The sequence below is a fragment of the Streptomyces sp. NPDC040405 genome (genome assembly GCF_055595765.1).
Genome location: NZ_JBVIVI010000011.1, coordinates 213714 through 231799, shown reverse-complemented (window position 1 = coordinate 231799; position 18086 = coordinate 213714). Strand labels below are relative to the sequence as shown.

General features: G+C 70.8%; 18 protein-coding genes and 2 tRNA genes. 4 read left to right on the top strand and 16 right to left on the bottom strand.

Annotated elements, in window-relative coordinates:
• Positions 1 to 114 precede the first annotated feature (114 nt).
• The 4 genes from ACZ59A_RS35840 to ACZ59A_RS35825 all read right to left on the bottom strand — a co-directional run bounded on the left by ACZ59A_RS35840 (position 115) and on the right by ACZ59A_RS35825 (position 4621).
• Entirely contained in the window at positions 115 to 675 is a 561-nt protein-coding gene (locus ACZ59A_RS35840; protein ID WP_468046505.1) for an HIT family protein, read from the bottom strand.
• A 69-nt stretch (positions 676 to 744) separates the two neighbouring features.
• Positions 745 to 2724 carry a threonine--tRNA ligase gene (gene thrS, locus ACZ59A_RS35835; RefSeq protein ID WP_470967559.1) on the bottom strand — a complete coding sequence of 660 codons (1980 nt, stop codon included), beginning with the start codon at positions 2722 to 2724 and terminating at the stop codon, positions 745 to 747.
• Positions 2725 to 2852: 128 nt separating this feature from the next.
• On the bottom strand, positions 2853 to 4043 hold the full coding sequence (locus ACZ59A_RS35830; RefSeq protein ID WP_470967557.1) for a hypothetical protein: 1191 nt from the start codon (positions 4041 to 4043) through the stop codon (positions 2853 to 2855).
• Positions 4043 to 4621 carry a DUF4365 domain-containing protein gene (locus ACZ59A_RS35825; protein ID WP_470967554.1) on the bottom strand — a complete coding sequence of 193 codons (579 nt, stop codon included), beginning with the start codon at positions 4619 to 4621 and terminating at the stop codon, positions 4043 to 4045. Before ACZ59A_RS35825 ends, ACZ59A_RS35830 begins: the two co-directional genes overlap by 1 nt.
• Before the next feature lie 162 nt (positions 4622 to 4783).
• Between ACZ59A_RS35825 and ACZ59A_RS35820 the strand changes: the two genes are divergently transcribed.
• The gene (locus ACZ59A_RS35820) at positions 4784 to 5509 is read left to right on the top strand and encodes an exonuclease domain-containing protein (protein ID WP_470967552.1); all 726 of its coding nucleotides are present in this window, start codon (positions 4784 to 4786) and stop codon (positions 5507 to 5509) included.
• 62 nt (positions 5510 to 5571) lie between these two features.
• Here the strand turns inward: ACZ59A_RS35820 and ACZ59A_RS35815 are convergent, their stop codons facing one another.
• From ACZ59A_RS35815 to ACZ59A_RS35770, 10 genes are all read right to left on the bottom strand, one after another.
• Positions 5572 to 5946, bottom strand: coding sequence for a VOC family protein (locus ACZ59A_RS35815; RefSeq protein ID WP_470967549.1), 375 nt, complete (start codon positions 5944 to 5946; stop codon positions 5572 to 5574).
• Positions 5947 to 6060: 114 nt separating this feature from the next.
• Positions 6061 to 6132, bottom strand: a tRNA-Val gene (locus ACZ59A_RS35810).
• 65 nt (positions 6133 to 6197) lie between these two features.
• A complete protein-coding gene (locus ACZ59A_RS35805; RefSeq protein WP_470967546.1) occupies positions 6198 to 6665 on the bottom strand; it encodes an SRPBCC family protein in 468 nt (155 codons plus the stop codon).
• A 38-nt stretch (positions 6666 to 6703) separates the two neighbouring features.
• Positions 6704 to 9463: an exo-rhamnogalacturonan lyase family protein gene (locus tag ACZ59A_RS35800; protein ID WP_470967544.1), complete on the bottom strand. Its 2760-nt coding sequence runs from the start codon at positions 9461 to 9463 to the stop codon at positions 6704 to 6706.
• A 108-nt stretch (positions 9464 to 9571) separates the two neighbouring features.
• A complete protein-coding gene (locus tag ACZ59A_RS35795) occupies positions 9572 to 10165 on the bottom strand; it encodes a DUF624 domain-containing protein (RefSeq protein WP_470967541.1) in 594 nt (197 codons plus the stop codon).
• Between the two features lie 10 nt (positions 10166 to 10175).
• Positions 10176 to 11042, bottom strand: coding sequence for a carbohydrate ABC transporter permease (locus tag ACZ59A_RS35790; protein WP_468046985.1), 867 nt, complete (start codon positions 11040 to 11042; stop codon positions 10176 to 10178).
• Positions 11043 to 11059: 17 nt separating this feature from the next.
• Entirely contained in the window at positions 11060 to 12076 is a 1017-nt protein-coding gene (locus ACZ59A_RS35785; protein ID WP_470967538.1) for a carbohydrate ABC transporter permease, read from the bottom strand.
• Between the two features lie 11 nt (positions 12077 to 12087).
• Complete coding sequence (locus ACZ59A_RS35780; RefSeq protein ID WP_470967536.1) at positions 12088 to 13371, bottom strand: ABC transporter substrate-binding protein; 1284 nt, start codon at positions 13369 to 13371, stop codon at positions 12088 to 12090.
• A 225-nt stretch (positions 13372 to 13596) separates the two neighbouring features.
• A tRNA-Val gene (locus ACZ59A_RS35775) sits at positions 13597 to 13668 on the bottom strand.
• An 87-nt stretch (positions 13669 to 13755) separates the two neighbouring features.
• Positions 13756 to 14211 (bottom strand): TIGR02611 family protein, encoded by a 456-nt coding sequence (locus tag ACZ59A_RS35770; protein WP_468046486.1) that lies wholly within the window; start codon positions 14209 to 14211, stop codon positions 13756 to 13758.
• Between the two features lie 190 nt (positions 14212 to 14401).
• Between ACZ59A_RS35770 and ACZ59A_RS35765 the strand changes: the two genes are divergently transcribed.
• On the top strand, positions 14402 to 14815 hold the full coding sequence (locus ACZ59A_RS35765; RefSeq protein WP_003959770.1) for an SsgA family sporulation/cell division regulator: 414 nt from the start codon (positions 14402 to 14404) through the stop codon (positions 14813 to 14815).
• Positions 14816 to 15215: 400 nt separating this feature from the next.
• Entirely contained in the window at positions 15216 to 15779 is a 564-nt protein-coding gene (locus tag ACZ59A_RS35760; protein WP_470967532.1) for a CGNR zinc finger domain-containing protein, read from the top strand.
• A gap of 253 nt (positions 15780 to 16032) precedes the next feature.
• Here ACZ59A_RS35760 and ACZ59A_RS35755 read toward each other — a convergent pair whose 3' ends face one another.
• Positions 16033 to 16494, bottom strand: a complete 462-nt coding sequence (locus tag ACZ59A_RS35755; RefSeq protein ID WP_470967529.1) for a hypothetical protein — start codon at positions 16492 to 16494, stop codon at positions 16033 to 16035.
• 134 nt (positions 16495 to 16628) lie between these two features.
• Here ACZ59A_RS35755 and ACZ59A_RS35750 point away from each other — a divergent pair, with 134 nt between their 5' ends.
• On the top strand, positions 16629 to 17141 hold the full coding sequence (locus ACZ59A_RS35750; protein WP_470967527.1) for a DsbA family protein: 513 nt from the start codon (positions 16629 to 16631) through the stop codon (positions 17139 to 17141).
• A gap of 30 nt (positions 17142 to 17171) precedes the next feature.
• Here the strand turns inward: ACZ59A_RS35750 and ACZ59A_RS35745 are convergent, their stop codons facing one another.
• A complete protein-coding gene (locus ACZ59A_RS35745; protein WP_470967524.1) occupies positions 17172 to 18017 on the bottom strand; it encodes a GNAT family N-acetyltransferase in 846 nt (281 codons plus the stop codon).
• Between the last annotated feature and the right edge of the window lie 69 nt (positions 18018 to 18086).

Sequence of the window (18086 nt, the reverse complement as noted above, 5' to 3'; positions counted from 1 at the left end):
ACCCCACCCACCCCCCACCCCCCCCCCCCCACCCCCCCCCCCCCCCCCCCCCCCCCCCCCCCCCCCCCCCCCCCCCCCCCCCCCCCCCCGCCCCTGTCGTACGGCTGCCGCCGCTCAGCCCTTCGGCCAGGCGTCGGCGAGCAACCGGCGGGTGTCGGCGAGGAGTTGCGGCAGCACCTTGGTGTTGCCGATGACCGGCATGAAGTTGCTGTCGCCGCCCCAGCGGGGCACCACATGCTGGTGCAGATGGGCCGCGATCCCGGCCCCGGCGACGGTGCCCTGGTTGAGCCCGATGTTGAAACCGTGCGCGCCCGATGCGGTGCGCAGCGCAGTCATGGCGGTCTTGGTGAACTCCGCCAGCTCGATCGTTTCCTCGGCGTCCAGCTCGGTGTAGTCGGCGATGTGCCGGAACGGGACGATCATGAGGTGACCGCCGGTGTACGGGTACAGATTGAGCACGGCGAAGACGCGCTCCCCCCGGGCGATGATCAAGCCGTCCTCGTCGGACTTGTCCGGGATGGAGCAGAACGGACAGCCATCGCCCGCCCCCGGGCCCGTGGGCTTGTTCTCGCCCTGGATGTACGCCATCCGGTGGGGCGTCCACAGGCGCTGGAACGCGTCCGGCGTTCCGACTCCGATCTGCTGCTCCGGCTCACTCGTCATGCGGGCCAGCATATTCGTCCCCGGCGCCCGGGGATGCGCCGAGGGGCGGCCCCCGCGCGGACCGCCCCTCGAAGCTTTGGATCACACCTGGACGCGGCGCTCCACGGCGTCGACGATCTCGGCGAGGGCCTCCTCGACCGGGATGCCGTTCTTCTGCGAGCCGTCGCGGTAGCGGAAGCTGACCGCCCCGGCCGCCACATCCTCGTCACCGGCGATGACCATGAACGGAACCTTGGACTTCTGGGCGTTCCTGATCTTCTTCTGCATCCGGTCGGACGACGAGTCGACCTCCACCCGCAGGCCCTTCGCCCGCGCCTGGGCGGCGAACTCCTCCAGGTACGGCACATGGCCGTCGCCGATCGGGATGCCGACCGCCTGCACCGGGGCCAGCCAGGCCGGGAAGGCGCCCGCGTAGTGCTCCAGCAGCACCGCGAAGAAGCGCTCGATCGACCCGAACAGCGCCCGGTGGAGCATGACGGGCTGCTGGCGCGAGCCGTCGGCCGCCGTGTACTCCAGGTTGAACCTGGCGGGCTGGTTGAAGTCGACCTGGATGGTCGACATCTGCCAGGTACGGCCGATCGCGTCCTTCGCCTGGACCGAGATCTTCGGACCGTAGAAGGCCGCGCCGCCCGGGTCCATGACCAGCTCAAGGCCCTGCTTCTCGGCGGCCTTGCGCAGCTCCTCGGTGGCTTCCTCCCACTGCTCCGGCTCGCCCATGAACTTGTCGGAGTCGTCGCGGGTGGACAGCTCCAGGTAGAAGTCGCTCAGCCCGTAGTCGCGGAGCAGGTTCAGCACGAAGGTGAGCAGATTGTCCAGCTCATCGGCCATCTGCTCCTTGGTGCAGTAGATGTGCGAGTCGTCCTGCGTGAAGCCGCGGGCCCGGGTCAGGCCGTGGACGACGCCGGACTTCTCGTACCGGTAGACCGTGCCGAACTCGAACAGCCGCAGCGGCAGCTCACGGTAGGACCGCCCGCGCGCCCTGAAGATCAGGTTGTGCATCGGGCAGTTCATGGCCTTGAGGTAGTAGTCCTGGCCCTCGAACTCCATGGGCGGGAACATGCCGTCCATGTAGTGCGGCAGGTGGCCGGAGGTCTCGAAAAGCTTGGCCTTGGTGATGTGCGGGGTGTTGACGAACTCGTACCCCGACTCCTCGTGCCGCTTCCGCGAGTACTCCTCCATCTCCTTGCGGATCACGCCACCGCGCGGGTGGAACACCGCCAGGCCGGAGCCCAGCTCGTCCGGGAAGGAGAACAGGTCCAGCTCGGCGCCCAGCTTGCGGTGGTCGCGCTTCTCGGCCTCCACCAGGAACTCCAGGTGGGCCTTCAGCTCGTCCTTGGTCGGCCAGGCGGTGCCGTAGATCCGCTGGAGCTGCGGGTTCTTCTCGCTCCCCCGCCAGTACGCGGCGGCGCTGCGCATCAGCTTGAAGGCCGGGATGTTCCGGGTGGTCGGCAGGTGCGGACCGCGGCACAGGTCCTTCCAGCACAGGTCGCCGGACTTGGCGTCGAGGTTGTCGTAGATGGTCAGCTCGCCCGCGCCGACCTCGGCGGAGGCGCCCTCGGCGGCGTCCGCGGCCGAGCCCTTGAGCCCGATCAGCTCCAGCTTGTACGGCTCGGCGGCCAGCTCCTCGCGGGCGGCCTCGTCGGTGATCGCACGGCGCGAGAACACCTGGCCCCGCTTCTGGATCTCCTGCATCTTCTTCTCGATGCGCTTGAGATCGTCCGGCTGGAACGGGGTCTCGACATCGAAGTCGTAGTAGAAGCCGTCCTTGATCGGCGGGCCGATGCCGAGCTTGGCCTCCGGGAACAGCTCCTGCACGGCCTGCGCCATCACATGCGCGGTCGAGTGGCGCAGGATGTCCAGACCGTCCTGGCTGGTGATCTCCACCGGCTCGATCTCTTCGCCGTCGGCGGGCTCGTACGCCAGGTCCTTCAGCTGTCCGCCCACGCGCGCGGCGACGATCGAGCGGTCCCCGGCGAAGAGGTCCGCCGCCGTAGTGCCCGTCGTCACCACGCGCTCTTCCCGCTCGGAATCGCGTTGGATGATCACACGGACGTCTGACACCGGTCTCTCCTGACTGAAGGATCGCTACCCGCGGCGAATGCCGCGCAGCGAGAATCGTACCGAGCCGACCGGCCCGACCGCGAAACGGTTGTCCGCACCAGCGGCCACGGGGCTCCGCCCCGGCGCACTCAGTCCTCGCCGCACGCCTCCTCGAAGAAGTCGAGGTTCTCGTGGAGCGACTTGAGCAGCCGGTCCCGCTCCGCGTCGTCCACCCGCACGGGGGCGACTCCCCCGGCTCCACTCAGCCGCCGGAAGCCGCCGCGGCTCTCCAGCCGCCCGCTCACCCGGATCGGCAGCCCGACCAGATGGGCATGGCCCGCGATCCGGTAGTCGTCCTCGTCCAGCACGATCCGCAGCCGCGCCACATCCGCCCCGGCCAGCACCCGCAGCCGCACCGTCCCGGGGCCGCCCGGCCCGGCGCGGCCGAGGCGCACCACGGCGCCGGTGACCCGCACGGGTACGGACGGCTCGTCCCGTACGTAGCGGGCCCCGGCCTCGCGCAGCCCCGGCAGGTCGCCGGGGGTGAACTCGACCGGTTCCGGCCGGGTGGAGAATCCCGGCGGCGGACCGGCGGCCGGTGACCAGGCGAGGGCCATACGAGCGCCCTCGGTGCCCTGGACGAGCGCCACGACGGCCTCGGTCAGCTCGCGGCTCACCCCCGCCGCCACGGCCGCGTCGTATGCCTCCATCCCGCCGGTGGCCCGCTGGTAGTCGACGGCGTCCCGCAGCGCGTACAGGGCGCGCAGCAGGGTGGCGGTGGTGGCCCGGCCGTCCTCGACGGGGACGAAGACGGTCAGCTGAGGGCCGCCGGACACGGCGCCCGCGGGGCCGGTCAGGACGCGCTCCAGGGACGCCTCGGCCGCCCGGCGGTGCCGCGCGCCGTAGTACCCGGCCGTGGCCCGGGAGGCGAGCGCCCCGGCCAGCAGGGTGGCCCGGGCGGCGGCGCGCAGCCCCTCCTGCGCGGGCCAGGCGGCGGTGCCGCCCTGGGACTCGGGCACCTCGCGCCACCAGCGGATCTCGTCGCTGGGCACGGCGAGGCCGGTGAGCACCTCGCGGGCGGAGGGCGCGGCGCTGCGGGCCAGGGCGAGCAGCGCCTCGCCGAGGAGGTCGACGCTGTCGGGGAAGTCGCGGCTCTCGGGCACGAGCAGGCTGGTGCCCGGCAGCTCGCCCGGGGGCGTCCAGCGCGCGTACCGCCCCCGGGCGCCGCCGCGGCGGCGCCAGCCGTGCCGCGCGAGGAGGGCGGCGAGTACGGCGGGGTCCACCTGATCCGGGCGGGGGGCGGGGCCGCGGTGGCGGTCATGGTCGTGGTCGCGGTCCATCAGGGTCTCCCTCCGGCACCGACCCGGGTCATGATTTCGCAGAGCGCACGGTCGTCGAAGATCCGCGAGGTCGGGATCCGCACGGTGGTCCGGCGGCGGCCCGTCACCGGGTGGCCCGCCAGGTTGATCCAGTAGCAGCAGTGCCGCAGGGCCAGCCGGTCGTGGCCGGCCCGTATCCAGTCGTCCTGGCCGCGCGGCACGATCATCACCACGAGGATCTTGTGCACGGAGACCGGGCTGCGGGCGAGCTTGACCAGATGGTCGTTGTCGAGGGTGAAGGCGAAGGTCGGGCCGGGCGGCTGCGGTGCCAGCTGGTACGTGGCCTTGAGCTGCACCTTGATGGTCACCTCGTCGTCCACGGCGTGGCCGGGCGCGCTGTGGCTGACGTGCCAGTCGATGCCGTGGTCCGGGAAGGGCTGCGCGAGCGAGCAGCCCGCGGCCGCCGCGACCGCGTGCAGATAGCCGACCTGCAGCGTCTCCATGCAGGCGGTGGTGGCGATATGGCCGCGCGGGAGTGCGGTCCGCTCGGGCAGCAGACCGCTCGCCGACGGGGCCGGGTCGGGCTGCGCGAGCGCCATGTGCGTGACGCCTTCCGGTCGTCGCCGGTGTCCGTACATCTGTGTTGTCTCCCCGTCAGATACCGGCCAAACAGCGGTGGTTCGGACATCTCCCTCCGGGTATCACCAGGTCGGGGCGGGATCCGGAGGTCATGGGGCACACACGCACGAGGAGTTGAGGCCATGTCGTCCTGGTTCGAAGGGCCGCTCGCCGCGTTCGACACGGAGACGACCGGGGTCGACGTCGAGCACGACCGGATCGTGTCGGCCGCTCTCGTCGTCCAGCGCGGGTCGGGAAGTCTGCCGGAGGTGCGGCGCTGGCTGGTGAGCCCGGGCATACCGGTGCCGCAAGCCGCGACGGAGATACACGGGCTGACGGACACGCATCTCCAGCAGCACGGCCGGTGGCCCGCACCGGTGATGGACGAGGTGGCGCGGGCGCTCGCCGAGCAGACGGCGCGGGGCACGCCCGTGGTGGTGATGAACGCCCCGTTCGATCTGACGCTGCTGGACCGCGAGTTGAAGCGGCATCGCAATGCCACCCTGGGGACGTATCTGCCGCTGCGTTCGCTGTCCGTCGTCGATCCCCGAGTGCTGGACAAGCACCTGGACCGCTATCGCAAGGGGCGCCGCACGCTCACCGACCTGTGTGCGCACTACGGCGTCGAGCTGACGGGCGCGCACGACGCCGCGGCGGACGCGATGGCCTCGCTGGAGGTCGTCCGGGCGGTGGGCCGCCGCTTCGCGTCACGGCTGGAGAAGCTGACGCCCAGTGAGCTGCACGCCCGGCAGACGGTCTGGTACGCGGCCCAGGCCCGCGGCCTCCAGGCCTGGTTCGCGCTCAACGGCTCGGACGAGGTGTGCGATCCGGCGTGGCCCCTGCGTCCGGACCTCGCGGCCGCGGCATAGCGCGCGCCTCAGGCGCGGCGGGTGCCTCAACCGTGGCAGGTGCCTCAGGCGTGGCAGCTGCCTCAGGCGTGCCGGAGCCGGAACGGATGCCCTGCCGGGTCGGAGTAGAGGCGGACGTCGTTCGGGCCGCCGTTGTCCTTGGTGTCCAGCGGCCGTGCGCCCAGGTCGACGAGCCGGCGTTCGGCGGCGTCCATGTCCTCGACCACGATTTCCAGGTGGGCCTGCTGGGAGTCGTCCGGCCGGGGCCAGCTCGGCGGAGCGTAGCCGTGGTCGCGGAGGAAGGCCATGCGCGTGCCGCCGGGGGCGACGATGTCGATCCGGTCGAGGCTGGTCACCGGCGTGACCTCGGCGCCGAACACGGTGGCGTAGAACTCGGCCAGCTCTTCGGGATCGGCGCAGTCCAGGGACAGGACGGCTGTGGTGGCGACGGCGGCCATGGGGTTGTCCTCCGATTCATCCGCGGTGAAGGTCGCGGGTACCCATGTCCGGCGGGAACAAGCCCGGAAAAAACCGGGGCCGGACCGCCTGCGGCCGTCCCGGCCCCGGAAGGGTGGGCGATACTGGGTTCGAACCAGTGACCTCTTCGGTGTGAACGAAGCGCTCTCCCGCTGAGCTAATCGCCCGGGTGTTCGTCCGGGGTTTTCCCCGGTGGAACGACGTGAACAATACAGGTCGGGCGAGGTGTGGTTCAAACCGGATTCCGGCCGGGCCGCCGGGGGAGCATCCGGGCCCGCAGTCCCCGGCGCCCGGCGCGCATCATCAGGGCGTGGTTGGCGCGGAACAGCGGCCGCCCGAGCACCGCGAAGCGGCGCAGCAGCGGCTTGCGTGCGACCACGTCCTGCTCGAACAGGGCGCGGGTGCCCGCGCCGCGCGCGGTGACCGTCCAGCGGGCCCAGCCCTCCAGATCGCCGGAGAAGACGATCCGCAGCGTGCCGCGGGCCGGGTCCCGGTGCCCCTCGGTGACGGTGACGCGCAGGTCGTACGGGACGAGGGAGCGGAAGCGGGCGGTGCCGGTGCGGTCGTCGACGCGCCGCACCTCACGAACCTGGGGCCACCACCGCGGGTAGTCGTCGCCGTCCGCCAGCGCCGCGAAGACGGCGGCGGGCGGTGCGTCGAGGTCCCATCGGCTGCGGAAGCGGTAGTGGCACCAGTCCATGTCCTCAGTGTGCGGCAGGGCACCGGGGGGCGGCGCGCCTACCCGGGCAGCTTGTCGCCGAGCAGGGCCAGGTTCTGGATGGCGGCGAGCCCGTACTGCGCGGTGGCGTTGGTGCTCACCCAGGCCGCCTCGACGCCGGGCACCAGCACATCCGGGCCGTCGACCTTGACCGACTTCCAGCTGACGGAGGTGTCCGGGTAGCCGTCGCCGTCGTGGAATTCGGTGAACTTCTGCCAGGCGCGGGCGGCCAGCTGGTCGTCCTTCAGCTGGACGGCGGCGTAGGCGTCGAGCCGTGAGTGGCCCTGCATCAGGATCAGCGAGCCGAAGTCGGCGCCGTAGCGGGCCTTCTGCTCGGCCTTGGTGGCGTTGAAGTAGCGGCAGTAGTCGAGCCAGGCTTCCTTGAACTCCGGCATGTCGATCAGGTCGATGACCTCGGCGCACACCTCGACCAGGCCGAAGACGGCGGACAGGTGGGAGACGCTGACCTTGGGCTTGTCGTCGATGGCGTACTTGCCGGTGTCGAGGTCGTACAGCGCGGCGCCCTGGACGAAGCCGTTGGTCTGGGCGGCGATGGTCTCCATGGTGCTGCGCAGCCGGGCCTCGGCCTTCTCGGCCTGGGGGCCGCGCCGCTCCCATTCGGTGAGCCAGGCACCGGCCAGTCCGCTCCAGTCGGTGCCGAAGCCGATGGACAGGGCGTGCCGGTCGGGCTTGTAGTCGGGGTCGGGGCGGACCTTGCGCTGCGGGTCGAGGACGAGGAAGGACTCGTCGGAGTCGACGAGGGCGTGCATGATGTCGCCGATCCGCTCGTCGGCGGTGAGGTAGTAGAGGTAGCGGCGGTAGAGCGCGGTGGAGATGCGCTGCTGCTTGGCGCTGTCGGCGAAGTGCTGGACGCCGTGGCGGGTGCCGAGGCCGGTCCATTTACCCAGGTGGTAGGCGTCGACCTCGCCGGTGTGCCGGGTCATGGCCTCCGCGAAGCGGTAGATGTCGGCGCGCCCGGAGCGCAGATACGCGAGCCAGAGCCACAGGTCGGGCGAGAGTTCGGAGTTGTCCCAGGCGTAGCCGCCGACGTCGTACCGCCACTGGTGCCGGTTCTCGTCGTACGTGTGCATGATGTCGCCGTAGTCCCAGAACCCGTACCAGCGGCGCTGTTCGACCTGGCCCTTGTGGTACGAGAAGAGGAAGTCGAGGCGGTCCTCGATCTTCGCCTTGGCGGCGGTGGAGCGGTCGACGGGGGCGAAGAGGCCGCCGAAGACCTTGGCGCGGACCAGGTCGGCGGGTCCGGCGACGAGCTGCGGCGGAGTGCGCAGGGCGGCGGCCTGCTGGACGAGGGTGTCGGCGCTGGGGGTGGCGGCGTTGGCCCAGAAGGTCAGCTCGCTGGTGCGGGCGATGCCGTACGGGGTGCCGAACTTCGGCTCGTAGTCCTCGTACGTGATGTTGAGGCCCTCCAGCTGCTCGGCGTAGGTGTCCTGGCCCAGGCCGTCGTGGTAGAAGCGCAGGTCCATGGGCTGGGCCTCGGGCGACCAGAGCCAGAGGGTGACCTCGGCCTCGTCGCCCGCCGCGCCGCGGATGTCGAGCTGGGCGGGGAACTTCTCCCAGAAGTCGCGCAGTCCGAAGGAGAGCCCGCCGCTGACCCCGCCGACGTAGCCGAAGCCGGAGGCCCGGCCGCCGCCGCCCGCGGGGATCCAGCCGTGGCCCGGCTTGGTGCGCTTGCGCAGGGTGAAGCCGTCGGCGGAGAGCTGGGAGAGGGTGTAGTCGCCCCAGGTGGGGATGAGGTGCAGCCGGCTGGTGACCCGCTGGTCCCAGGTGGCGGGGTCGGCCAGCTTCTCGCCCTTGACCTGGGCCTTGCGGACGTTCGCGCCGGGATCCCGGCGCAGTCCGGTGATGCCTTTGACGGCCTCGGTGAGGAATCCCTTGCCCTCGCCCGCGATGCGGATGTGGCGGTCGTACGCCTCGTCGCGCATGGGGACGGAGAAGCGGACGCCGAGGCCGCGGATGAAATCTCTGTTCTGGTCACCGTCGAAGGTGATGGTGTGCACCATGCGGAACGAGTCGCCGCCCGCGTAGAAGTAGAGGCGCACGCTGAAGGGGAGCCAGCCGCGGCCGCCCTTGCGGTGCTTGCCGTCGATGCGGACGACGGCGCGTACGGGGCCCTTCTGCTCGACCTTGGCGCCGCTGATCTCGCCGTCGAACCGGTCCCACTTGGCGCTGCCGTGGTCGCCGTCGTCGATGTCGCCCTGGCGGAGCAGGACGAGGCGGCCGTCGCGGGCGATCTCGGTGGTGCCGCGGGTGACGGAACGTACGAGCTTCTCGCCGTCCTTGCCGATCACGGCCTTGATCACGCCGGTGTCGACGGTGATCCTGCCGCCCTTCTCGGTGACGGTGACCTTCTTGGCGGGTGCGGCGGGCTTATCCGTGGTGAGCCGGTAGGCGGTGCCGTCGCCCAGCCCCTCCCCCGCCGCGTGCGCGGTCCATTTGAGCGAGCCGTCGGGCCAGTACGCGGTGGCCCAGGTCTGCAGGGGCACGTCCTTGCCGTCGGCCGTGGTGAGCGCGAAGGTCCGGTCGGCGGGGTGGGTGCCCTTGGGCCAGGGGACGCCGAAGGTACTGCCCGCGGCGGCGCCGAGACCGCCCTCCTCCAGCCAGGTGATCTTCACGGGTTCGTCGGCGGCCTTGTCCCGGTCCGCGGCCCGGTCGGCGGCGGCCGCCTGCGGGGCCTGCTGCGCGAGCATCCAGGAGAACGGGACGGCGGCGCCGGTAGCGGTGGCGGCCTTGAGCAGATTGCGCCGGGGAATCGGGGGCATGTCGCTCTCACCTTTCGTACGGGGGGCTACGGGGCGTACGGGGGGTATGGGGACAGGTGCATGACATGGGTGCTTACAGGGGGCGGCGCGGGAACGGGCGCCGCCGGGTCAGACGCAGGCGCGGCGCTCGACCGCGACCGCACAGGCCGCGAGGGCGCCCACCGCCGGAGCGGCCAGCGGCAGCAGCTGCCAGGCAGCGACGGTGACGACCGCGAGCCCCCCGGCGAGCAGCAGCGATCCGCCGGGGTCGGCGGCCAGGCCACGGCGCACGGCGGTACGGGCCACCGCGGCCCAGCCCACGCCCGGCCGCCACGCGGCGGCCGTCCGCAGCCCCAGGACGATCACCGTGAGCGTGCCCGCCACGCTCACGGCGATCAGGGCGGGCCCGCCCGGCAGAGCGCCGGTGCGGGCCACCCGCAGATCGAAGGCGAGCAGCGCGAGCGCCGCCCACCACAGCAGGGAGAACCGCCAGCCGCCGCGGGTCGCCTCGCGCACACCGGAGGCGAAGTCCCGCAGCGTGGAGCGTTCGCCGTCCAGATGGCGGCGCAGATGCGCGCATCCGGCGGCGAACGACGGCAGCAGGGTGACGAGCGGCAGCGCGGCGAGCACCACCCAGACCCCGGTCAGCAGGCACTCGGCGAACAGCGAGAACCGCACCAGCCGCCGCGAGGGCCGCTCGGACCTCCGTACCGCTCGCTCCATGGCCGCCCCCTCAGCCCTTCAGCCCGGAGGTCGAGGCGCCCTCGACCAGATAGCGCTGGAAGGCGAGGAAGAACAGCAGCACCGGCAGCAGGGCCACCAGCGACATGGCGACCATGCCGCCGTAGTCGGCGACGCTGTCCTGGTCGATGAAGAGCTTCAGCCCCATCGAGACCGTGTACTTGTCGGGCTCGTTGAGATACAGCAGCGGGCCGATGAAGTCGTTCCAGGACCAGATGAAGGTGAAGATCGCGCTGGTGATCAGAGCCGGACGGCACAGCGGCAGCACGATGTTCCAGTAGATGCGCAGATGACCGCAGCCGTCCAGCCGCGCCGCCTCGTCCAGCTCGCGGGGCAGGCCCCGCATGAACTGGACCATCAGGAAGACGAAGAAGGCGTCCGCCGCCAGGTACTTGCCGAGCAGCAGCGGGACGTAGGTGTTGATCAGCTCCATCTTCTGGAACAGGATGTACTGCGGAATGATCAAGATCTGGAAGGGCAGCAGCAGGGTCGAGATCATGAGCGTGAACAGCACGTTCCGCCCGGCGAACCGGATCCTGGCGAAGGCGTACGCCGCCAGCGAGCAGGAGAACAGCACCCCGGCCACCGAACCGAGCGCCAGGAACAGCGAATTGGTGAAGAAGGTCGTGACGGGGACGTCCGCGATGCCGTCGCCGAGCCGCCGGTAGTTCTCGGTGATCGGATCGGTGGGCAGCAGCTGAAGACTGCCGATGATCTTGTCGCCGGGCTTGAACGAGCCGCCGATCACCCACACCACGGGATAGAGGATCACGGCCAGCACGGCGAGCGCGCCCACATGCCAGGCCACCGAGCGGACCCGCGCCCGCCCCGTGCCGGTCAGGGAGTTAGCAGGCGGCAGGGAGGTCGAGGGAGTAGTCACCGGGCGTCCTCCTCGTAGTGCACCCAGCCGCGCTGGGTCTTGAACAGCACCGCGGTCACCAGTCCGATGCCGAGCATCAGCATCCAGGCCATCGCGGCGGCGTAGCCCATGCGCAGGTTCCGGAAGCCCTGCTCGTACAGGTACCAGCCGTAGACCAGCAGCGAGTCGCCCGGGCCGCCGGTGTTGGTGCCGGAGCCCGCGAGCACGACCGCCGAGGTGAAGACCTGGAAGGAGTGGATGAGTTCCAGCAGCAGGTTGAAGAAGAGCACCGGGGAGATCATCGGCAGGGTGATGGAGCGGAAGCGCCGCCAGGCCCCCGCGCCGTCCATCTCGGCCGCCTCGTACAGCTCGCGCGGCACCTGCTTCAGCCCGGCCAGGAAGATCACCATCGGGGCGCCGAACTGCCAGACGGTCAGGGTGATCAGCGTAGGCAGGGCCCAGTCCGGATCCCCGATCCAGCCGCCGACGTCCCAGCCGAACAGACTCATCGACTTGTCGACGACCGCGTTGTCGTTGAAGATCGCCCGCCAGACGATGCCGATGCTGACGCTCGCGCCGATGAGCGAGGGCGCGTAGAACGCCGAGCGGTAGAAGCCCTGCCCCTTGCGCGGCTTGACCAGCAGCAGCGCCACGCCGAGCGCGGCCAGCAGCTTCAGCGGGGTGCCGATCAGAACGTACTTCAGCGTCACCTCGACCGAGGTCCACCACCGGTCGTCCTCGAACATCTCCTGGAAGTTCTTGAACCCGACCCAGCGGGGCGAGTCGAAGAGGTTGTAGTCGGTGAACGCCAGATAGAGCGAGACCAGCATCGGGCCGAGGGTGAGCAGCAGGATCCCGACGCACCAGGGCGTCAGAAAGAGATAGCCCGCCAGGGTCTCCCGGCGCCCGGACCGCCGCCCGGCCGCCGCGCCCGCCGCTTCGGGAGCGGCGCCCTTACCGGCCCCGGGCCGGGGCGGGGCGGCCGAGCGCTCCGCCCCCTCCGCGGTCGCCGCGCGCGTCGTGGTTCGTGTCACGGAAGCTCTCCTCACGAGCCGAGCGCGGATTCCGCCTCGTTGAAGAACTGGTCCACGGCCTTGTCCACCGAGCTCTGGCCCACCGTGACATCGGTGTAGGTGCGCAGGAAGGCGGCCTCGGCGACATCGGTGCCGGCCGGATGCGGAGTGATCGGCTCCAGCTTCGAGGTCACGCTCTTCTCGTACGCGGCGATCTTGGCGTCGACGCCGGTGGGCTTGTACGCCTCGGCCTGGGCGGTGGTGGCCGGGATGCCGCGGTTGTAGCCCATGATCTTGCCGACCTCGGGGTCGTGCGTCATGAAGTCGATGAGCTGGGCGACTTCCTTGGGGTGCTGGGTGCGGGCGGAGCCGCTGAGCATCAGCGAGGAGAGGTACTGGCCGGTCTTCTTGCCGTCCGTGGTCGGGAGCGGCCCGAGTTCGAGCGGGGTGTCGGTCTCGGCCGCGAAGCGGACCATGAAGTTGTCCCAGGTGAACTCGGCGGCCGACAGGCCGGCGCTGATCGTCGCCTTGGGCTTGGCCTGTTCGGTCTTCTTGCCCGGCACCAGCTCACCGGCCTTGGAGTGCTGCTGCCAGGTGTTCCACCACTGCTTGAGGTCGTCCTTGGTGAAGCCGAGCTTCTTGTCCTCGGTGAAGAACGCCTTGCCGTGCTGGCGCAGATACAGGTCGTACAGGTACATCACCCCGGCGTTGTCGCTGGCGCCGTAGAGCGTGCCGTCGGCCTTCCGCACCTTCTTGGCGGCGGCGAAGAAGTCGTCCCAGGTCCATCCGTCCTTGACGGTGACCCCCGCCTTCTTGAAGGCGGCCGGGTCGTAGAAGAAGCCGAAGGTATTCGCGCCGACCGGCACGCCATAGAGCTTTCCGTCGATGTCCCCGGATTTCTCCAGACCGTTCCGGAAACCCTTCAGATTGAGATTTCCCTCCTTGGCCTGCTTGTTGAGATCGAGGAGGAGATTCTTTTCGCCGTACTTGCGGAGAAAGGCGTACGAGTTCTGGAAGACGTCCGGTGCGTTACCGCCCGCGGCCTGGGTGTTGAACTTGCTCCAGAAGTCGGCGTATTCGGCGAAGTCCGTCTTCACGGTGATGTTCGGGTGCTTCTCCTCGAAGAGCCGCACCGTCTTCTTGATCATGACGGACCGGTCCTTGGCGCCCCACCAGGCGTAACGGATGGTCACCTTCCCGCCCGACGAGCTGCCGCCGTCACCGCCGCAGCCGGTGGCCAGCAGCCCCAGCGCGACCAGTCCCGCCGCGGCCCCCCGAAGCCCTCTCGCCCTTGCCGTCCATCGCCGAGCACCCATGACACGCCCCTCCCGGGCAGGTCTGTCCGACTGCCCCTGAACCAAGCTTGAAACGTTTTAGGTAAGCGCTTGCCGGGCCAAGTTAGGGATCGCCGCCGTGTACGTCAACGGTTCGGACAGGATCGATGCGGAAGCGCTTCAACGAGCGCGGCGCCCACGGCACTCGGGACATGCGAAAACACCGAGGGCCCGGAGGCTTGAAGCCTCCGGGCCCTCGGTCCGGGGTGGGCGATACTGGGTTCGAACCAGTGACCTCTTCGGTGTGAACGAAGCGCTCTCCCGCTGAGCTAATCGCCCGGGCGCACGGCCAACATTAGCGTATGCCGGACCGTGCTCATGACCACCAGGACCGGCCCGGGACCCGGACCGGCCGATGGCCCTCGGTCACTCTTCGATCTTCCAGGGCATGACGAGGCCGAACTTCCACACGTACACGGTCAGCGCCGCGGCGCAGATCACCAGCCCGATCGAGGTCAGGATGATGTTCCGCTTGCGCACCTTCGGATCCAGGGCGCGATGGGCCGCCTCGGTCACCTTGCGCTTGGTCCAGCGCAGCACCAGCTGCGCCCAGACGAACTCGGTCGCCCAGATCGCCATACCGCCGAAGATCACCAGCCATCCGGGACCCGGCAGCGGCAGCATGATGATGCCCGCCACCACGACCGCGAGGCCCACGACGAAGACCCCGACCTGCCAGCTCAGGTGCAGCGTGCGCGACCGCTTGATGAACTTCGGCGCCCGGGAGCCGAATACCGGCTCCTCCGACGCGCCGTCCCCCGTCGCGACCTCGGGTGCCGGTGGCACGGCACCCGCGTGTCGCTCGTCACTCTCCGCATTCATGTGACCCAACCTACCCGATCCGCCGAAGTCACTGTAATGGCGGCACCGGCGAGCCCTCGGCTCGGCCGCTGGAGCTATCGGAAGACCCGCAAAACGGTCAGAGGGGTTTACAACGGCACCGTAGGTGGCATGTCGATTTCGCCGACGTGCGAATCCCCGAGCGCACACTGAGCGAAAGGCCCTGGCGCTTATGAACACCACGGTCAGCTGCGAGCTGCACCTGCGCCTCGTTGTGTCGAGCGAGTCCTCACTGCCTGTACCCGCGGGACTGCGGTATGACACGGCCGATCCTTACGCCGTGCACGCCACCTTCCACACCGGAGCCGAAGAGACGGTCGAATGGGTTTTCGCCCGCGACCTTCTCGCCGAGGGCCTGCACCGGCCCACCGGCACCGGCGACGTCAGAGTGTGGCCATCCCGTAGCCACGGCCAGGGCGTCGTCTGCATCGCCCTGAGCTCCCCGGAGGGGGAGGCTCTGCTCGAGGCCCCGGCGCGGGCCCTGGAGTCGTTCCTGAAGCGGACCGACGCCGCTGTGCCACCCGGCACCGAACACCGCCATTTCGACCTCGACACAGAGCTCTCCCACATCCTGGCGGAGAGCTGAGACCCCACGAGAGCTGAGCGCGGCCGTCCGACTCGGGGAGACGGCGCGAGCCGGGACGCGAGGTTCCGGTAGTGAGCATCCCGGCAGTGACATCCCGAAAAATGGCAAAGGCAGGCGGCGGGGGGGGGGGGGGGGGGGGGGGGGGGGGGGGGGGGGGGGGCGGGGGGGAGGGGGGGGGGGGGGGGGGGGGGGAGAACGACGCAAGAGAAAAAAATGGAAAAAGGGGAAAAGGCCGGCACTCCCCCCCCCCCCCCCCCCCCTTCCTCCCCCCCCCCACCGCCGTGTCACGCTCCGGGCCCGGCACTCCGTGTCACGTTCCGGTCCCGGCGCCGCTAGAGTCGACCGCATCCGAGGGGCAGTCGAGACGCGCCGCCGAGCCGGCGGGGCCAGGGAGCCAATCGTGCTGATCAACCACGACACCCGGTGCGCGCTCGACGCCGTCGTCGACCTGGTGAACACCGCGCCCGGGGGCGAGAGCGAGGACCGCCTCGCGGACGTCGCCGCGCTGCGCCGGTTCGTCGAGCGCAACGACATCAGCGACATCGGCACGCTCGGTGAGCGCGACCTGACCGCCGTACGGTCCGTCCGGGCCCGGTTCACCGAGGTCTTCGCCACGGCGGGCAGCGGCGCCCGGCACACCGCCGAGCTGCTCAACACCATGATCGCGGCGGCCGGGACCACGCCCCGGCTGACCGACCACGACGGCTACGACTGGCATGTGCACTACTTCGCCCCGGGAGCGTCCCTGGCCGACCATCTCGCGGCCGACGGCGGCATGGCGCTGGCGTTCCTCATGGTGGCGGGCGAACACGAGCGGCTGCGGCGCTGTGAGGCCCCGGACTGCCGCTTCGCCTTCGTGGACCTGTCGCGCAATCGCTCCCGGCGCTACTGCGACAGCCGCACCTGCGGCAACCGGCTACACGTGGCCGCCTACCGCGCGCGGCGCAAGGAAGCGGCGACCTGAGCGGCGGCGGCCGTCACCATCGGTAGAGGTCATGGAGCGCGGTGCCGAAGAGCAGCATGCCTATGAAGGCGAGGAAAAGCATCAGCGGCGGCTGGGAGAGGGCGAACAGGCAGCCACGTGGCTCGTCGCTCGGTGGTACAGGGGGTCCTTCGATAGGGGATTGCTCCCCGGGTGATTGCAGCATCTCGCCGGAGATCATGGCGCAGCGCGAAGCCCCGCTGCGACCAACGAGCGTTTTTTGATCGGGAGCTTGTCAGATCCCGTGCTTTTTGAGAATGGCCTCGATATCTGAGAAATCTTCTGTACCGGAGCTGCCTGCGGAGGCGGGTTTCGCCGTGCCCGCCGCCTTCGCTCCGGTGGCCCCGCGGCCGGGTCCCAGCGCGGGTTCCGAGGCCCCCGGGGCCAGCGCCCCGTTCCGCTCCGCGGCGGCCGCCGCGCGCCGCTCCTTGCGGGTGCCGCCGGCCCGGCGCTCGGCCGCCCGGCTCGCCATGAACAGCAGCCAGGAGAGCCCGAGCAGGCCGAAGCCCGCCCACACGGTGGGGTTGAAGACCAGATCGGTCAGCCAGTCCAGGATCCCGGTCAGCGCCAGGCCCACCGGCAGCAGCGCGTAGGCCGCGATCCGCGCCGCGGTCCGGAAGCGCTTGCGGTACGCGGTCAGACCGGCGATGCCCAGTCCGGCCGCGGACAGCGCGGCGCAGATGGTGTCGGTCAGCATCGGTTCCTCCCGCCGAGGGGTTGCGCAGTATGTCCATCCTGCACCCCACAGGTCGGCAGGGGCCACAGCCGGGGCCCGGGATCAGGGTCATCTCCGGGTTCGGAGCAGTCCGTGGGGGCTGGAAGACTGGCCCCATGAGCGACACCGATCCCGCCCGCCCCGTACTCGACGTGTGGTGCGAACTCCAGTGCCCCGACTGCCACACCGCGCTGACGGATCTGCGCGCGCTGCGCGAGCGCTTCGGCGACGCCCTGGAGATCCGGCTGCGGCACTTCCCGCTGGAGCGCCACCGGCACGCCCACGCGGCGGCCCAGGCCGCCGAGGAGGCCGTCGCGCAGGGGCGGGGCTGGCCGTACGTCGAAGCCGTGCTGGAGCGCACCGACGAGCTGGGCGCCCGGGGTGAGCTGATGCTCGTCGACGTGGCGCGGGAACTGGGCCTGGACGCCGAGGAGATGGACACCGCGCTGATCGACGGTCGGCACATCCTGATCGTCGACGCGGACCAGGCCGAGGGCAAGGCGATCGGGGTGACCGGCACCCCGACGTATGTGATCGGCGGGGAGCGGCTGGACGGCGGGAAGAGCCAGGAGGGGCTGCGGGAGCGGATCGAGGAGATCGCGGCCCGCCTGCTGGCCGGCCCCGCGTAGTCCGGCTCCGCGCCCGGAGCGGGTGCTTGCCTAGAGCAGGTGCTTGATGAGGTGGTATTCGACCGCCTCGTACCCCAGCGACTCGTACAGCCGCAGCGCCGGGGTGTTCCCGCCCGCGACGTACAGGCCGAGGGTGCGTGCCCCCGCGTCCAGGCTGTCGCGCTCGGCGACCCGCATCAGGGTCCGGCCGTGGCCGTGGCCGCGGTGCTCCTCGGCGACCTCGACGGAGAAGACGTACGCCTCGCCCCGCTCCTCGGCGTCCGGCTCCCCGGCGCGCAGCGCGACCCAGACGGTGCCCACGTCCGCACCGCCGCGGGCCAGGACCCGCAGCACGGTGCCGGGGGTGGCGGGGCCGTGCGGCAGCAGCTTCGCGTAGTCGGCCGCCGCCTTGGCCTCGGCCTCCTCCCGGGTGAACCCGCTGTCCAGCACCTTGCTGATGTAGCGGGCGCGCTCATGGGCGTGCCAGGCCGGGTAGTCGGCCTCCGCCATGGCCCGTATCGCGCTGCCCGGGGGCAGCGCGGGCGGTTCGGTCAGCGGCTTGACCATGTTGCGGCCGCGCTCGCGGTAGCCGAGTGCGGCCGCGAGGCCCAGGGCGGTCGCCGCCCTGGCGGGGAGGCTCACCACCAGCCGGGTGCAGTTCCAGCGGCGCAGTACCTCCTCGGCGGCGAGCGCGGCGACCGTGCCGCGGCCGCGGTGCCGGTCCGCGGTGTCGATGTGGAGGTGCTCGATCCGCCCGACGAACGGGCCGATCCGGGCTTCGGTGGTGAGCCGGACACTGCCGACGGGACGGCCGTTGACGCACACCTCGTACGAGCGCGCGCGCCCGCCGTCGTCGGTGTGCCGCTCGGGCGTGGTGGGCCGCAGGGTGGTGGTCACGATGGTGTTCTACCGGGCCCCGGGGCGCACGTCACCAGGTTTACGGCGGAATGTTCCCCTCCCCGGCGG

What these genes read in the sequence shown, in the direction of transcription:
- ACZ59A_RS35840 (WP_468046505.1), bottom strand. Translation starts at nt 675, where the DNA reads ATGCTGGCCCGCATGACGAGTGAGCCGGAGCAGCAGATCGGAGTCGGA.
- ACZ59A_RS35830 (WP_470967557.1), bottom strand. Translation starts at nt 4,043, where the DNA reads ATGGACCGCGACCACGACCATGACCGCCACCGCGGCCCCGCCCCCCGC.
- ACZ59A_RS35825 (WP_470967554.1), bottom strand. Translation starts at nt 4,621, where the DNA reads ATGGCGCTCGCGCAGCCCGACCCGGCCCCGTCGGCGAGCGGTCTGCTG.
- ACZ59A_RS35820 (WP_470967552.1), top strand. Translation starts at nt 4,784, where the DNA reads ATGTCGTCCTGGTTCGAAGGGCCGCTCGCCGCGTTCGACACGGAGACG.
- ACZ59A_RS35815 (WP_470967549.1), bottom strand. Translation starts at nt 5,946, where the DNA reads ATGGCCGCCGTCGCCACCACAGCCGTCCTGTCCCTGGACTGCGCCGAT.
- ACZ59A_RS35805 (WP_470967546.1), bottom strand. Translation starts at nt 6,665, where the DNA reads ATGGACTGGTGCCACTACCGCTTCCGCAGCCGATGGGACCTCGACGCA.
- ACZ59A_RS35800 (WP_470967544.1), bottom strand. Translation starts at nt 9,463, where the DNA reads ATGCCCCCGATTCCCCGGCGCAATCTGCTCAAGGCCGCCACCGCTACC.
- ACZ59A_RS35795 (WP_470967541.1), bottom strand. Translation starts at nt 10,165, where the DNA reads ATGGAGCGAGCGGTACGGAGGTCCGAGCGGCCCTCGCGGCGGCTGGTG.
- ACZ59A_RS35780 (WP_470967536.1), bottom strand. Translation starts at nt 13,371, where the DNA reads ATGGGTGCTCGGCGATGGACGGCAAGGGCGAGAGGGCTTCGGGGGGCC.
- ACZ59A_RS35770 (WP_468046486.1), bottom strand. Translation starts at nt 14,211, where the DNA reads ATGAATGCGGAGAGTGACGAGCGACACGCGGGTGCCGTGCCACCGGCA.
- ACZ59A_RS35765 (WP_003959770.1), top strand. Translation starts at nt 14,402, where the DNA reads ATGAACACCACGGTCAGCTGCGAGCTGCACCTGCGCCTCGTTGTGTCG.
- ACZ59A_RS35755 (WP_470967529.1), bottom strand. Translation starts at nt 16,494, where the DNA reads ATGCTGACCGACACCATCTGCGCCGCGCTGTCCGCGGCCGGACTGGGC.
- ACZ59A_RS35750 (WP_470967527.1), top strand. Translation starts at nt 16,629, where the DNA reads ATGAGCGACACCGATCCCGCCCGCCCCGTACTCGACGTGTGGTGCGAA.